This is a genomic window from Streptomyces sp. NPDC029139 (genome assembly GCF_055564335.1).
The window spans coordinates 63,516-78,022 of record NZ_JBVHWN010000013.1 but is presented as its reverse complement, the minus strand read 5'-3'; the positions used below and the strand labels follow the sequence as shown (position 1 = coordinate 78,022).

12 protein-coding genes are annotated in these 14,507 nt (G+C 68.4%); 5 read left to right on the top strand and 7 right to left on the bottom strand.

Annotated features, from left to right (window positions below; all coding sequences use genetic code 11):
- Positions 1-168: 168 nt before the first annotated feature.
- Positions 169-930 carry a helix-turn-helix domain-containing protein gene (locus ACZ4VW_RS25735; RefSeq protein WP_467966281.1) on the bottom strand — a complete coding sequence of 254 codons (762 nt, stop codon included), beginning with the start codon at positions 928-930 and terminating at the stop codon, positions 169-171.
- On the opposite strand from ACZ4VW_RS25735, the gene ACZ4VW_RS25730 reads away from it, so the two are divergent.
- A complete protein-coding gene (locus ACZ4VW_RS25730) occupies positions 925-1,296 on the top strand; it encodes a DoxX family protein (RefSeq protein WP_467966279.1) in 372 nt (123 codons plus the stop codon). The two genes, ACZ4VW_RS25735 and ACZ4VW_RS25730, sit on opposite strands and share 6 nt — an antisense overlap.
- Before the next feature lie 356 nt (positions 1,297-1,652).
- Here the strand turns inward: ACZ4VW_RS25730 and ACZ4VW_RS25725 are convergent, their stop codons facing one another.
- Positions 1,653-2,114 carry a hypothetical protein gene (locus tag ACZ4VW_RS25725; RefSeq protein WP_467966278.1) on the bottom strand — a complete coding sequence of 154 codons (462 nt, stop codon included), beginning with the start codon at positions 2,112-2,114 and terminating at the stop codon, positions 1,653-1,655.
- A 649-nt stretch (positions 2,115-2,763) separates the two neighbouring features.
- Here ACZ4VW_RS25725 and ACZ4VW_RS25720 point away from each other — a divergent pair.
- A complete protein-coding gene (locus tag ACZ4VW_RS25720; RefSeq protein WP_467966276.1) occupies positions 2,764-3,594 on the top strand; it encodes a DUF1206 domain-containing protein in 831 nt (276 codons plus the stop codon).
- Positions 3,595-3,672: 78 nt separating this feature from the next.
- On the opposite strand, the gene ACZ4VW_RS25715 is transcribed toward ACZ4VW_RS25720, so the two are convergent.
- The 3 genes from ACZ4VW_RS25715 to ACZ4VW_RS25705 form a co-directional block, all read right to left on the bottom strand.
- Positions 3,673-4,020, bottom strand: coding sequence for a helix-turn-helix domain-containing protein (locus tag ACZ4VW_RS25715; protein ID WP_467966498.1), 348 nt, complete (start codon positions 4,018-4,020; stop codon positions 3,673-3,675).
- 20 nt (positions 4,021-4,040) lie between these two features.
- Positions 4,041-4,976 carry a hypothetical protein gene (locus ACZ4VW_RS25710; protein WP_467966274.1) on the bottom strand — a complete coding sequence of 312 codons (936 nt, stop codon included), beginning with the start codon at positions 4,974-4,976 and terminating at the stop codon, positions 4,041-4,043.
- 192 nt (positions 4,977-5,168) lie between these two features.
- The gene (locus tag ACZ4VW_RS25705; protein WP_467966272.1) at positions 5,169-5,771 is read right to left on the bottom strand and encodes a hypothetical protein; all 603 of its coding nucleotides are present in this window, start codon (positions 5,769-5,771) and stop codon (positions 5,169-5,171) included.
- Positions 5,772-6,036: 265 nt separating this feature from the next.
- Here ACZ4VW_RS25705 and ACZ4VW_RS25700 point away from each other — a divergent pair, with 265 nt between their 5' ends.
- From ACZ4VW_RS25700 to ACZ4VW_RS25690, 3 genes are all read left to right on the top strand, one after another.
- On the top strand, positions 6,037-6,234 hold the full coding sequence (locus ACZ4VW_RS25700) for a hypothetical protein (RefSeq protein WP_467966270.1): 198 nt from the start codon (positions 6,037-6,039) through the stop codon (positions 6,232-6,234).
- An 899-nt stretch (positions 6,235-7,133) separates the two neighbouring features.
- The gene (locus ACZ4VW_RS25695) at positions 7,134-8,201 is read left to right on the top strand and encodes a ferritin-like domain-containing protein (protein WP_467966268.1); all 1,068 of its coding nucleotides are present in this window, start codon (positions 7,134-7,136) and stop codon (positions 8,199-8,201) included.
- A gap of 605 nt (positions 8,202-8,806) precedes the next feature.
- A complete protein-coding gene (locus ACZ4VW_RS25690) occupies positions 8,807-9,199 on the top strand; it encodes a hypothetical protein (protein WP_467966266.1) in 393 nt (130 codons plus the stop codon).
- A 398-nt stretch (positions 9,200-9,597) separates the two neighbouring features.
- On the opposite strand, the gene ACZ4VW_RS25685 is transcribed toward ACZ4VW_RS25690, so the two are convergent.
- Positions 9,598-10,314 carry a TSUP family transporter gene (locus ACZ4VW_RS25685; protein WP_467966264.1) on the bottom strand — a complete coding sequence of 239 codons (717 nt, stop codon included), beginning with the start codon at positions 10,312-10,314 and terminating at the stop codon, positions 9,598-9,600.
- Positions 10,315-10,356: 42 nt separating this feature from the next.
- A complete protein-coding gene (locus tag ACZ4VW_RS25680) occupies positions 10,357-14,319 on the bottom strand; it encodes a glycosyl hydrolase (protein ID WP_467966262.1) in 3,963 nt (1,320 codons plus the stop codon).
- Positions 14,320-14,507: the final 188 nt, after the last annotated feature.

Here is a 14,507-nt window from a genome sequence, read left to right as displayed (position 1 = left end):
GCGGCGACAGGTAGGGGCGACCCCACAGGCCCATGTCGGCGTACACCTGAGCGCGGCCAGTCGGATACGGCCATGCGTCCTCCGTCCTGAAGGCGGCGGATTTCATAAGGGGCTGGGGTTCGCCGGATCTCCCCAAGACGGGGCATGTCGGCCTGGCAAGGGTGCGCCCTATGGCGCAGCGCGTCGCAGAGAGGCAGGCGTACGCCCGAGGAACTGCCTTGCGGTTCGGGTGAGGTGGGCCTGGTCGGCAAATCCTGCGGTGGCTGCGGCCAGGGCGGCAGTGGAATCCGGCAGGCCGGCGATCGCGGTGCGGAGCCGGCCCCATCGGCGCAAGCGGGCCAGCGCGACGCCCACATCCTGGTGGACCAGGGCGCGCAGCCGCGGGGCCGACAGGCCGATCTCGTTGGCGATGGAGGCGATGGGCATGTCCGGATCGTCCAACGTGCACAGGCGGATGGCGTGGGCGACTCTCGGATCGAGTGGTGCCGGGCCGCCAGTGAGGGTCCGCAGCTCGGTGTATCCGGCGGCCAGGTCCACACCGGTGCCGGGGCCGTCGGAATCGGTGGTGCCGAGCGCGGCGAGCAAGCGGCGGACCACAACTGCGTCAAGCGGTATCGGTCCTGGGCGCGACGGCAGCAGCCAGGGGTCGATGAACAGGGCGACGTAGGGCGAGGTCACCGCGCAGCTCTGGGCCATTTGGGGCGGAACGATCAGCCCGGGCGCCGTCGCCACGGGCCTTCCGGGCCGGAGGAGGTGGGCGTGGCCGCCGATGGGCAGCACGGCTTTCCACGCGGGCAGTCGGTGTTGGGCGACGCGGAATGGGCGGGACTCGGCGAACATCGTCGCGTCGGGGCCGCAGGCGAAGACGACGCGGCGATCGTTCTGTTCAAGTGCCCAGGCACGAGGCGAGCGGATCATCGTGACATGCACGCTATCGCTGCCGTCTCCTTGACCGTGTTCCTGGTCGTCACAGGAGTCATGCATTTTCTGGCCCCCGGCTACTTCCGCATGCTGGTGCCCACATGGCTTTGCCGGAAGCGGCTCCTCGTGACCGCCAGCGGGGCGGCAGAGATTGTGGTGGGTGCGCTGGTACTGATTCCGGGCACCAGGCCGGCCGGCGGCTGGGCCGCCGCTGCCCTGATCACCTGCTACCTGGTGTCCCACCTGGACGCGCTGCGGCGCGCGCGCCCGGACCGGCCCCGGCTGCTGGAGCGGCCTGCCGGTGCGGTGGCTCGGCTGGTGGTGAACGTCCTGTACATCGCCTGGGCAGTTGCCGTGGCGAGATCAGCTACCTGACGGCCGATGCGCGGCGACCGATTGCCAGAGGTGGCGTCGAAGCCGGCGTCTGTGCTTGTCGGCAGCCATCAACGGTGAAGGACCAAGCATGTCTCGCCGTAACTCGAGCGAAGACTGTCACTGATCAGGCGGGGAACGGAGGTCAAGGCTCATGTCGAGCGACAGCGCGGTCCACGGCGAGGTGGCGGAATGGTCGGTGACCGACTGCCTGCTCTCCACGACCGTCGACCAACTCGCCGAAGCCCACTGGATGTTCGCTACGGTCAACCAGGACGAGGAAGCGGAGGCGCTGGAGCAGCCGGTGCCGGTGCCGCGGCCGGGAGCCGGCTCCGATACGACGAGCGAGCCAATCATGACTACGGAAACGGACAACCCGGCGCCACACAGCCACGCCCGGCGGAACTCACCCGGTTCTTCGCCTGAGGCCAGTCACACCGCAAGAGGAAACGGTCGAAGAGGATTCCGCCCACGATCATGACGCAGGCCGCCAGGCACCAGACCCTGGCAAAGGTGAAGAACCCCGGTTTCTCGCCCGACGCCCGCTCCGCTATCGCCGGCGCTTCGACGTCATAGACCACTGGGACGGCTGTCCCCACCGGCGGGTGATCAGGCTGCGCGTCCACCACCCATCGGAAATCCCGACCGCTTGGGTCGACGTACGTACACACGAGGCGCACGGGGTGAGGATCGTACCCCTCGTAGATCAGGTCGACGCAGACCGCGTCAACATGCCTGCCATTGCGCGCGATCCCCCTTTCTCGGCGGTATGCGAATACACCAAGAATTAGCATGACCGCGCCGAAAATGGAGAAACCCACGCCACCGCCCCCCGCCTAAACCTGCCGTCATCCTAAAACCCCGGGGTCGATGATGTCATCCAAGGACGACGAGCAACTCAAGACACAACTAGGAACACTCGGGGGCAAACTGGACGAGATTGACCGCAGACTTGGCCCAGCCCGGCTCCCAGCAAGAGAAAAAGGCAGAAGGCGAGGCCCCGAGTTGCACCGCCATGATCAGTTCTCCCGAAAATGGCCTGGAGAAAAGGAGGACGCAGAGCCGCGAAGCCGGTCGCCCCCGGGGGGCGATACTCCGTCACCTAGGCGGAAGGCCTCGGGGCCCGCTGGGACTGCTTGAATTCGCCTTTACTATTTTGAAGTCGGCCGGATGCCCGCCAGCCGTCGCCGGGCGGCCTCTCTGGCGTCGGTGGACGTCCGCACTGCCGCGGTTCGGCCGTCGCGGTCAGGTCGCCCACGACGGTCCGGACGCGGGGGCGCGGGACGAACAGGCGTCACCCGGGACTGCATCACGGTTTCCCTTTCTTGCGAATTCTGAGCATCTGCGCCTCTGTCGCCATCCCCGGGTCACGCACCGGACACGCCGCGTGGGAGACCGGACTCGAAAGGGGTTGCGATCGCCGGGCCGGGGGCAACCGAAGGACCCGGCCCGACGGAGGTGTCAGACGTAATGACAGGAACATGGTCGCCACGAGCGGCGGCGAGCAGAGCGGCCCGCGGTGACGCGGTGCGGGCAGGTGCCCGCGCGGGTTTCGTGGCGCGCGGAGTGCTGTACCTGCTCGTGGGCCTGCTGGCGGTACGCATCGGCCTCACGGGGGCGAACGAGCAGGCCGACCGGGGCGGAGCCCTGGCCGAGGTCGCCGCCACACCATTCGGCGCCATCCTCCTCTGGGCGCTCGGCGCGGGGCTCGCCGGCATGGCGCTGTGGCGCCTGACGGAGGCCGTGTACGGGGCCGCCGGACCGGACGGAGGCAAGGCGGCCAAGCGAGCCCAGTCCGCCTTCCGCTTCGTCTTCTACGCCTTCGTTTCCTTCCTCGTCCTGTCCTTCGCCGCGGGCGCCAAGAGCAGCGGGGCCGGGTCGAGCGACCAGCAGAGCCAGGACGTCACCGGCCGCCTGCTCGGCCAGCCCGGCGGACAGTGGTGGGTCGGCGCGGCGGCGGCCGGCATCCTCGTCGCGGGCCTCGTCATCGCGGGGCGCGCCGCCCTCCGGAAGTACCGCAAACACCTGACGTGGGCGCGACTGTCGAAGAACCAGCGCCGTCTCATGGACAGCACCGGCATCACCGGCGGAGTCTCCCGCGGCCTGGTCTTCGCAGCCGTCGGCTTCTTCGCCCTCAAGGCCGCGATCCAGTTCGACCCCGCCGAGGCCAAGGGCGTGGACGACGCGATCCGCTCCTTCGCGACGGCCCCGGCCGGACAGTGGCTGCTGGTCGCCGTGGCGGTCGGACTGGCGCTGTTCGGGGTGTTCTCCTTCGGCCTCGCCAGGTGGCGGAAGTTCTGAGACCGGGGACGGAGGCCGGGGGACGGAGGCCGTGGACGGTCCGCACCACCGGCCGCGGCCGCGCTCGGGGCGTACCCGTCACGGCTCGTTCCCGGTGTGCCGGGCGGCCAGCACCCTGACCACTGACAGCTCCACGCGGGAGCGAACCCCGAGCCGGGCAAAGACGTTGCGTAGATGATGGTCGACGGTCCGGGGGCTGATGGACAGCCGGTCGGCGATCTCCTGGTTGGTCGCTCGGTCCGCCGATCGGCCACCGCGGCAGAGCAGCCGGTCACTGAGGCGCTCCGTTCTGGAAGGGCGGTGCAGGCAGGGCACGCCTATGAGTTCAGGATGGTCGACTCCGATATCGGTTGGTGTGCGAGCGGTTGCACACGGCAGAATGGCGTGGTGACTGAGCGCCGCGTGAGCTCCGCCACACAGCCCCATGCGGCGAAAGCCGGCTCCGCTCAGCCGAAGACCCACATCCTGGTCACCACGCCTTGCAGCAGGGACTGCGCCGCCGCCCCACCGATTCCCGTGGACCGGTCACTGAACACCCAGATGCCTGCGTTGAACGTGTATCCACGTCCCGGCTGGATCATGAACTGGAGTTCCGGTCCGGTGATCAGGTGTGGTCCCTCCCCTCCGGACGAGGATTCGCCCGCGCTGATCCTCGCGCGCCACAATTTGCGACTGGCGGCGGCCAGCAGCCGCCCGTCCTCGAATACGGTGAGTTCGAATCCGCCCTCGGATGTCGCATTGCTGCCCACGCCGACAGCCTTCATCACATGACTGAAACGACCGGGATTGAGGACCGCATGAGGGAACCTCTGCCCTGGGGTGTCGGATCTGAGAAACACTCCGAAACCGGCGTGCGCGTTGACGAATCCGGACGCTCCGCCGTCCAGCAACCCCGACCGGGCGTCCAGACCGACGCGGCCGGTCGGCCGGTCCAGGATCCGGTTGAACGGCGGGTGGCCGTTCCCGTCGTGCCAAGACCAGCTGAAGTCGTACGGTGGGACGAAACCCAGAGACCGCAGCCCCGCCCCTTGCGGTCCCATAGGTGCCGTATCGAAGGCCGAGGCGGACAGGCCGCCGTCGCCGAGCGTGTCGGCCGCGTCGTGTCGCACGAGTTGGCGGACGCGAAGGTCCTCGAGCGCTCTGACTGCGGAGGGGTCTCCTTCAATCAGCTTCACGAAGGGTGTGTCCAGTGAAGCCGTCAGCGCCGCCACTTCGGCTTCCGCGGCGCGGTCACGCGCGCCCGCCGCGGCAGAACGCTCGACGAGTGCCGCGACGGAACGCTCCGCGTTCTGCCGATCGGCCTGAGTCGAGTCATCACGAATGGAGATCTGAAGATCCATCGAAGATGTGGCCGGGCCTGCGTACTTCTCCGTGTCGGTCATCTCGTGCTTCCCTACTCTCCGCCTCTGCGACTGACGAACCACCGGCCCGTCTCCCGGCTCATGAGCCGCCGCGGGCCGCGAGACTCGCATGGGTGTCGGCCCGCGGCCCCACCGCGTCGGGGCCGCGGCCTTCCTGAAAGAGCCGTCCCGTACAGCCGGCGAGGGATGGGGACGGCTGAGCGGGCCGGGCGGTCAGAACTTGGCGGCGAGACTGACCTGAGTGTCGCCTCCGGCGCCCTCGAGCCGCCACCGCAGCCACTTGCGGTCGGGCGCGTTCGTGTTCACTGAGAGCCAGTGTCCCGGAACGACCGCGCCCTGCCAGTTCTGCACCCAGAAGCACTCCTGGCCGCCGAGGCAGAAGGGCGGGATGCAGATGCACTGCCACACATCGACGAAGAGCGTGGCGTTGCGCGACCCTTCGCGACCGACCATCGCGATCCCCGTCCCGAAGCCCACGGCCCGATTTGTCCCGCAGATCGCCCAGTCCCAACCCTGTACGCACGCCTGGGCGCCGTTACAGAACGTGTTCCGGAACCAGATCTGCTCGTCCGTGGTTCGCACCGCCGGCTCGTCGTAGCCAGCCCGCTCACCACTCGCCTGCTCTCCGGCCTCGGGCGGAGCACCGACCTCTCCCGGAGTAGCGGGAAGCTGGTCAACCGCGCGACCACCCTCCACGATCGCCTTCGTACCGTCAGGGAACTCGAGAATCTGGATGGCGTGATCGTCCCCCAGCGCCATCGTCGTCTGAACGCGCGGAGGTAGTGCCCGCTTGATGTTGGTGCTCGTGGCTGTCATCTCAGACTTCCTCCCTCTGGACCAAGAAGCGCGGTGACGCGCCCTGCCAAGGCGAGTGTGCTGAATGGGATCGCGAGCCGCCGGTGCGTCCGGCCAGGGACGTACACCCGTACGACACCGCTCGTCCTCAGTCTGGCACGGCGTCTGCCGATGTGCTCGCCCACCGCCTTGGCCATGGGGTTGGCTCAGCACACCCGTTGAGCCGGGCGAAGCCAGCGGCCCCAGCAGCGGCGCAAGGTGTGCCTGCGACATCCGCTCAGCTTCGATGAATTTCAACTCTCTGCTCACGAACGCCGTGATCTTCCACATCGCCCTGGACATCGCCGGAATCGTCCGCCAACTCCTGGAAGACGGCGGGGAGATCGACCCCGAAGACCTGACCCACATCTCTGAGCCGTACGACTTGGTTGTGACGGCTGCCAACCGGGGTGCAGGAGGTGGAGAACGCCAGCATGCGCATTGAGGTCGAATAGCGGAGCGGAGTACCCCGATGCTTACCTTGCCAGCCCTGGCGGGCTGGGGAAAACTTCAGTTGCCCTTCCAGCTGGGCAGAAATGGGCGTGATCAAACGTTGGCCAATGCGCCGGAGTTGGGCCATGTGTTTGCCGGCTTCGCTCGGGAGCGGGGGGCGCTTCCGCAGCGTGTCCGGCCCATCGCCCGTACGGGGCCGGGCATCAACTTCCCCGGGCCCGGGGCGCGGATGGAAGAGATCGGGCCGTTCCTCTTGACCTCGTCACGGTGAGCAGTCGGCAATAAACGGCGTCCGGAGAGCCGGGGCTGCTCCGGCCGTGAGCGTTCAGAGTTCGCCGAGGCTGGTGAACAGAGCCAGAAACTCGTCTTCGCTGAGCGGCAGCGTTTCGCCCACAGCGGCCCGCACCACTCGTCGGTAGCACCGGCCCGTAGTAGTCCTGGTAGGTGAAGCCGACGAGGGGGGCGAGCGAGGACCTGCATGCGGGCCACGCTGGGCGTCGGCGGTGAGCGCCGTGGCCAGGGCGGCGGCCTCGATGGGTGCGCGGTGATCGGCCAAACGTCCTCAGCCTTCTTTGTGCGATCGACCGCAGCAAGCACACCAGGTCGCTGCAGCGCGCCGTCGGCCATCACTCCTTCTACCATGGATGGTGGTGGTAAAGAGCGAAATCCCGGTGTCAGGGAAACGCTGCGGGACGGCAGATGAACGCCTATTCCTCCTCCCTCCTCGGTCGCATTCCGGCACCTGCGCACGAGTTCGGTGTCACATCGTCCGTGCGGTTCGCGCGGACGCTTCCCCAGCCACAGTAGTGACGGGACAGCCCAATGACGGCGGGGTGACGGACCGCCGCCACCCTCTGAGGCGGGAGGGATCCGACCGGAAGGAGACCGGTGGTGAACACGCTTCCGTATGCCCGGAGCAAGAACCGGATCGTCGAACTGATGGAGCAGCCCGCGGAGCGGCGTGACGCCGAATGGATGCGGGACGCGGCGCAGCAGGCGATCCTCCTGGAACTTGCCACGCTCCCCCCGTATCTGTGCGGCATGTGGTCGATCGACACGTCGAGCGGGGACGGCTCCGTCCACCGCACGCTGCGCGAGATCGTCTTCGACGAGATGTCGCACTTCGGTCTGGCATGCAACCTGCTCACCACACTCGGCGGGATTCCTGTGCTCGACGACGCTTCGGTGGTGCCGACGTATCCGGGGCCCTTGCCGGGAGGTGTGCGGCCCGAACTCGAAGTCTTCCTCAGCGGCCTGACGACGGACGCGGCGGAGATGTACTCCCTCATAGAGCAGCCGGACCAGCCGCTCGCGAGGACCGCGGCGCCGCACCCGTCGATCGGGGCCTTCTACACCGCCCTCCTGGAGGCGTTCCGTACGCACCCGGAGCGGATCACCGGCGCCCGGCAGCTGACCCTGCACTTCGGTCACGGCGCGGGGAACCCCGTCGTGCCTCTCGCCACGCTCGCCGCCGTGGAGAAGGCCATCGGTGTGATCAAGGAACAGGGCGAGGGCACGACCGCTTCGCCCCAGAACCCGCACCCTGGGGCGGCGGGAGAGCTGGCCCACTACTACGCTTTCCGGGAGATTTTCCACAAGCGCAGGCTCAGGAAGAACCCTGAGACCGGGAAGTTCGAGTTCACGGGAGCGGAGATCTCGATTCCGGACGCCCTGCCGATGGGGATCGTTCCCGCTGGGGGCTGGCCCCGGACGGGACCTTCCGCACCGGACGCCGGGACGACACAGCTGCTCGACGAGTTCAACCAGGCGTACAGCAAGCTGCTGCGTCTTCTGCAGGATGCGTGGCGGAGGGAGGACGAAGGCGAGGGCGAGGGGCTGCTGTTCGAGGCGATCGCACAGATGTCCGCCCTGCAGGACCCCGCACAACAGCTGATGGCGCGCCCGCTGCCCGGCGGCGATAAGAACTACGGTCCGGAGTTCCTCTACGTGACTCCCTGACGGGCTCGCGCCTCCCGTTCGCACCCATGCCGCGCGAGCGAAGAGGGCACCGTCCCGAGTGGTTCGGGACCGCGCTCCGCGTCGTGGCCGGGATTAGCGTCGGACGCGTTCCGACCCCCATCCGGCCGACGGCGTTCCCTCCCTTGCGCGTCCACGGGCGGAGAACGCCGACGATCCGATGAACGTTCCCCACCGTCCGCGGACCCGCTGATGGCCGCCACCCCACTGCCACAACTGGCGGCCGATATCCGCGACGACCTCCCCCCTGCTCCCGGATCTCCAGGGCTTCCCGAAGCCCAGCACCGCAAGCGCCTGGCGCAGGCACTCGGACTGCCTTCCGACGCGCTCATCCCGGAGGCACTGCTCGGGGCGGGCCGAACAGAAGGAGTCATGTCCGCCGGCGCAGTGTGGGCGCCTTCGTCGTCGGTCAACCGGCCGCTGCGGCTGGTCCCTGACCGCAGAACTGCCCGCCTCAGATGCGCCTCTCGGCCCTGGGCAGCATTTTCGGATGGCATACCGTCGCGAGCACCGGCCACGAAGCCCTTGAACAGCCCTTCGACGATCACGCGATTCGGTGGTCCTCAAAGTGACAGTAGCGTTCCCACATGACAGAAGCCGAGATGGCCCGGCGGGCACCCAGACAGCTCACCGAGATGCGCGACGTGTACGACCTCCTGGAGGAAGTACGCCTGCGCCCGGGGATGTGGGTGCGAGGTAGTTCGTTGCAGCATCTGGACTCCATGCTGTTCGGCTATCACGTGGCTCTGCAGGTGCACAGCGCCAAGGAAGAGCTTGACTTCCTGCAGGGCGGCCCGTTCGCCAGCTGGCTGTGGCCGCGGCTGGGGTACGAGTACGAAAGCGCGCTGGGCTGGGCGGTGGAGACAGAGCGCGCGGCAGAGGCCACGAACCGACCCGCGATCGAGCTGTTCTTCGAGCTACTCGACGAGTTCCGTGCCGAACAGGGCCGACCGGAGGCCCAGGAGTTGTCCCATAAATGACCTACGCGGTGCAGGTCGACCAGCGAGCTGCCCCCCATCCGGCGTGGGTGAGGTTGTGCGGGAGGGCCATGCCGAGCACGTTGTGGTGAACGCCTTCGTCTTCGAGGCGCAGTCGTGTTCCCCTGGTCGTCCGGTACGACAACGGTTCACCTCCGCTCGCGCGGAGAACACGTTCAGGCGGGAACGCGGTGAGCCGGAACGGCCGGCCTTGGGTGGCCCCCGGCCGGTCCGGCAGGCATCGATCCTTCGTGCGCGACGGTCGAGCAGATCGTGCAGGCGGTCCGTGTCGGCGAGGACGCGGCCATCCGGACGCTGCCGGCCGATCTGGCCGCCGTCGCGGACACCGCGGAGTTGCTGTATCTGTGCGAGCGGCTATACCCACCGTTGTTCGGCGACAGTCACAAGCCGGCCAGTAGGCGACCGGTGTAGCCGACCATCACGGTCCAGAAGAGACCGGTGTATCCGCGTTCACCGATCCTGGTATTGAAGCGCCGGCCCAGGAACGTCGCACCCAGCATCAGAGGTATGCACACGGCGGCAGTGACGTAGTCCGCCGCCGAGAGCAGGTCGGCGTCCGTCCAGATCGCGGTCTTGGTGGCGTCCCCGACGAGCGAGACCATCGACAGCGCGCCGACGAGATGCAAGCGGTCCAGGGCCAGACCGCGGACGGCGAGGCCCTTCAGCGGACCGGACGTGCCGCTGAAACCCGAGGTCGCGCCCGAGGCGAACGCCAGCACGGGCGAACTCAGCCACCGGACGCGTGTGAAGTCGAAGGACTCGACCAGGAACGCCACCGCGAAGCTCACGATGACCGCGATCGTCACGGCCCGCTCCGGCGCGGACACCAGCAGTTTGGCTCCCAGGAAGGCCCCGGCGGCGACCAGCAGGATCACAGGTGCCGCCTGCCGGTAAGGGAGCGTCCTGCGGTAGGCGACGACCTTGACGACGTTGTTGGCGGCAAGGAGGAGAGCCGCCAGCGCCACCCCCGACTTGGTGCCGAGCAGCAGCGCCAGCGTGGGGACGAGGATCAGGCTGCCGCCGAAGCCGGCCGCGGCCGAGAGGGTGAAGGCCGCGGCGACAGCCGCGATCACGACGGGAAGCAGGTACCACTCCATCGGTGCTCCCGAGTTGCGTACGCCTGGATGCCTTCAGCCCGCTCAGGCCGCCTGGTCGCCGTCGGTGTGACGGGCCGGACGCACGTGGTACGTGGTCCCTCCGAGAAGCCGGCCGTCTTCGTCTTCTTGAAGCACGTGCAGTTCGGCGTGGCCGTACTCCCCATCGTGGTCCGTGTGGACGGGAAGGCCGATGTTGAGGGCGATGGCACGCGAGCCGCGCGGCGGAATGCGCAGCGCCCGTATGTCGTTTCGGCCGTCCTCCTGCTCGAAGAGCTCGTAGGCGTGGTGGAAGTCGAAGTGGTGGGGACGTCCGTGCGGGTCGGTGAACTGGCCGGGGAAGATGTCCGGCCCGTGCCCGATCGGTCTGACACCGTGACCGGGCCGTGGTCCCGCGCCCGCCCCCTTCTCGAAGACGGCGAACAGCCGGGTGCCGGCGGGCAGTCCTGCCCAGTGGACGAAGATGTTGAAGGGGCGGTGTTCGAGAGCGGGGTTGTTGAGCTGGAGGATGACGGCGGTGTCCGGCATCGTCGTCCCGGGCAGAGCGTCCAGGACCTGAAGGTTCTTCAGAGTGACGTGCTTCCTCGTGGTCACCAGAGTGCCCACGTCGAACTCGCCCGTTCCATTGAGCGGATCCTCCGCGCAGGTGGCCACGGCAAGGATGCAGGAGTGCTCCGCGGCACTGGGCGGCACCAGGAAGTCCCATTCGAGGATGCCGGGCTCCGCCGGCTCCAGCCGCGGAATCGTCCGGGTGGGCCCGATGGGCGTCCAGAAGGTGGCCGTCGGGTCTCCGGTGAAGGGCCGGCCGCCGGTCCAGAAGTCGGCCGGCAATGCGGGCAGGCCCGCCGCAGCGCTCGCCAGGAAGGCCCGCACCTGCACATTGGTGGCCGGGTTGACCCCGCGGTTGTGCACCTGCACGTAGATACGGTTGACCTTGCCCCGCCGGGCGGTGCGGTTCTTCAGCCGGGCGAAGGCGACGTAGTCGCTGACCGGCGTCGGCGTCTGGTACGTCGGCTCGGGCGAGTCGACCAGCGCGTCGGCACTCTGCCACCACCACAGCGTGCGCTGGCCCGTGGGATCGAGCGGATCCACGACTCCCGAGGGCGAGGGCTGCACCCGGCCGGAGTCAAGCATGTTGTCACGCATGTAGAGGTCGACCATCTTGACCGCAACTGTGTCGATGGGCCGTTCCCAGACGCTGCGACCGTGGGTGGCGGCGCGCAGCAGTCTGTGCTTGGCGTGGATGAGGAGGTCGAAGACGGGAACGTTGGGCAGGCCTTGATCCCAGGGGTACCAGTTCTGGCCGGCGTCCTCCGTACGGAACACCCCGGTGTCGGCCCCGCAGAAGAGCCGGTTGACGTTGGCCGGATCGATGACGATCGTGTTGACGGGGTTCGCCCGGGCCAGGCCGTTGGAGCGCACCGCCCAGTCGGTGTCGGTCGGCGTCCGGCGGTAGACGTGGTCGCTGGAGAACTCACCTGGAGCCTCACCGTGGAGGACGACGCCCACGGTCGCCCAGAGGGTTCCGCTCGGGTCCACGGCGAGGTCGGAGATCCAGACGAAGGGCAGTGATCCGGTCAGGTCCGTGCGTTGCACGTCCGAGGGATTCCAGGTGGCTCCGGTGCGTTGCAGCCGATAGACGCGCCCGTTCGTCGTTCCGATGTAGATCGTGGTGCTGTCCGTGGGGTGGACCGCGATGGCGGAGATGGGATCGTTGAGCGCGGACGTGACGGCCGACCAGGTGTCCGCGTGGTTCGCGCTGCGCCACAGGTCCCAGCCGCCGAAGTAGCAGACGGCGGAGTCGGCCGGATCGAAGGCGAACGGCGAGTAGAAGTACGACCGTCCGTCGAGGCCGCTGGTCTTGGGAAGCCAGTTCACGCCCGCGTCGTCCGACCGGTAAATGGACGCGAAGGTGTACTGGCGGTACATGCGAGTGGGTTTCGCCGGATCGATTGCTGAGAACCCGCCGTCGCCCCCCGCTGCCAGCGGCCAGGCCGGACTGCCCTCGAAGCGTTGGGTGCCGTTGTCCTGGGTGCCGCCCAGGATCACGTTCTCCCACTCCGGATGCTGGGCGATCGTGATGTACTCCAAGGTGCCCAGGTCCCGGTTGCGGTGGCTCCAGGTCGCCCCGGTGTCGGTCGAAATGTAGACGCCACCGTCGTTCATGTCCCAGCAGGTGCTGGGGTTGACCGGATCGAAGGCGAAGCCGTGATGGTCGGAGTGGATGATGGGGGCCGGGTCGAAGACGCCGCTCGACGTGGTGCTCCGCCACAGGTTGATCTCGCCCAGGAACAGGGTGTCGGCGTCAGTGGGGTGCACGGCGACGTGGAGGTTGTAGCTGGTCTGCCCGCAGATGCGGAACTGGACCTGATGTTCGTGCCCCGTGGCGTCCGCGTTGGTCGTCGCCACGACTTGGCCCCCGCCAGCCACTGTGGTCATCTGAGGCTCGGTGAGCGACAAGGTGTGCGTGTGCGGCGTGGCGCCGCTCGATGTGGTCGTGTAGACGCGCGCCATGGGCGCGGCGGTAAGGTCCGCGGCGGGGATGGTGAGCCCGTGGCTGTGGCCTGCCGCCTGGTACACGGAGCCACCCGCGGGAGTGTTGAGTCGGACGGTGACGGTGGTCCAGCTGGCGCCACCATCCTTGGTGCGGGCCAGCCCCGCGATGCCGCTGTCCTGGGCGAACGCGGCGACCACGACCGAGGGATCGCTCTGCTGCTGGGCGAGTCTCACCCTCCCGAACTCCGCGGGGAACGCCGCGGACGAGATCTGCGTCCAGGCCGACCAATTGCCCGACGTGCGGGTGCTCGTCCACAGACCGGAGCCCTTGACCGCGGCGATGAGCTTCACCGTGCCGGACGGCCCCGGCGGCCGCAGCGCCACCATGTCGCTGACGTCGGCGGCCCTGAGCTGCTGCCAGTTCAGACCGTCGTCCGTGCTCGCGTACACACCCGTGCCGGAGGAGACGAACAGGCGCTGCCCGGTGGTGTCCGTCGGATCGAAGAACACCCTGGACATCTCGTCCCGCAGGAAGACCGTGGTTCCGAGCTCGGCCCACGTCGTGCCGCCGTCGTGGGAGCGCAGCAGCCCGTTGCCGTAGTAGCAGCCGATGCCCGGCGTGTCGAACTGGCCGGTGCCGGCCACGACGTGCTGCGGGTCGTTCGGGTCGATGGCGACCGATCCGATGGCAAGACTGCGCTGGAAGTCGCTCTTGGGGGACCACGTCAGGCCGCGGTCGGTGCTCTTCCAGAGTCCGCCTCCGGCCGTGCCCAGGTACACCGTGTTCGTGTTGGTCGGATCGATGGCCGCGGCGAGTGCGCGGCCGCTCCACGCGTCCCACGGCGTCACGACAGGACCAGGCCCCACCGGCGTCCAGTTCACCACGCCGGGCACCGGCATGGACCGGTCCGGTTCGTCGCCGCTCTCCTCCGCGCTCGGGACCGGGAGCGCGTTCTCCAGCCGGTCGCGGCGGGCGCGCAGCTCGCGCACGTGCGTGATCTGGTTCTCCCGGGTCCCGGGCGGCACGTACCCCAGGTGCCCGAAGCGCCGCTCAAAGTGGTACCGGTCGCGCTCGTACGGGTCCTCCTCAGGCTCAGTGCCCTCGGCCGGGCCTCCGTCCTGGTCCCCGGGAGCAGCGGATCCGTTCGCGAGCCGCCGCTCGTCCACGACGAAGGCGGTGCCCACGTGAGCCCGATCCCCGTCCCACGAGGACGCGGCGGTGAGGGTGTGCTCCCCCGGCCTCAGTTTCGCTGTCGAGATCCGGGCGACGAACGCCCCGGTCCCATCCGGCCGGATCCCGTCGTCCGTGCGCAGGCCGAGCAGGACGTGGTCCAGGGCGGCGGGCCGCCCGTCGATTGAGAGATCCACACTCCAGCCATGCCAACCTTCGCCACGGACGTCGAGCGTCGTGCCCTGCAGGCATGCCCGAGGGCTGGCCTCGATGGTCGCGCTCGGGTTCTTGCCGGTGTCCGTGTCCTGGCGGTCCTCTGCGTCGTTTCCGTAGACGTCCATCGCCGTACACCCTCTGATCACAGATCGTGATGGGAACCAGGCCCCGCCCCGTGACTTTCGGTGCGAGGTACCAGCGGCGACCGAACCAGCGCGAAAGGTACTTGGACGGATGGCAATCCCGCGCACGTGGTGTCATACCGCTGCACATTCGGCTACAACCTCACCATAGGTCGCTGAGCTGCGGCATG

What these genes read in the sequence shown, in the direction of transcription:
- ACZ4VW_RS25705 (WP_467966272.1), bottom strand. Translation starts at nt 5,771, where the DNA reads ATGACAGCCACGAGCACCAACATCAAGCGGGCACTACCTCCGCGCGTT.
- ACZ4VW_RS25720 (WP_467966276.1), top strand. Translation starts at nt 2,764, where the DNA reads ATGACAGGAACATGGTCGCCACGAGCGGCGGCGAGCAGAGCGGCCCGC.
- ACZ4VW_RS25710 (WP_467966274.1), bottom strand. Translation starts at nt 4,976, where the DNA reads ATGACCGACACGGAGAAGTACGCAGGCCCGGCCACATCTTCGATGGAT.
- ACZ4VW_RS25715 (WP_467966498.1), bottom strand. Translation starts at nt 4,020, where the DNA reads ATGGGGCTGTGTGGCGGAGCTCACGCGGCGCTCAGTCACCACGCCATT.
- ACZ4VW_RS25730 (WP_467966279.1), top strand. Translation starts at nt 925, where the DNA reads ATGCACGCTATCGCTGCCGTCTCCTTGACCGTGTTCCTGGTCGTCACA.
- ACZ4VW_RS25685 (WP_467966264.1), bottom strand. Translation starts at nt 10,314, where the DNA reads ATGGAGTGGTACCTGCTTCCCGTCGTGATCGCGGCTGTCGCCGCGGCC.
- ACZ4VW_RS25700 (WP_467966270.1), top strand. Translation starts at nt 6,037, where the DNA reads ATGAATTTCAACTCTCTGCTCACGAACGCCGTGATCTTCCACATCGCC.
- ACZ4VW_RS25690 (WP_467966266.1), top strand. Translation starts at nt 8,807, where the DNA reads ATGACAGAAGCCGAGATGGCCCGGCGGGCACCCAGACAGCTCACCGAG.
- ACZ4VW_RS25680 (WP_467966262.1), bottom strand. Translation starts at nt 14,319, where the DNA reads ATGGACGTCTACGGAAACGACGCAGAGGACCGCCAGGACACGGACACC.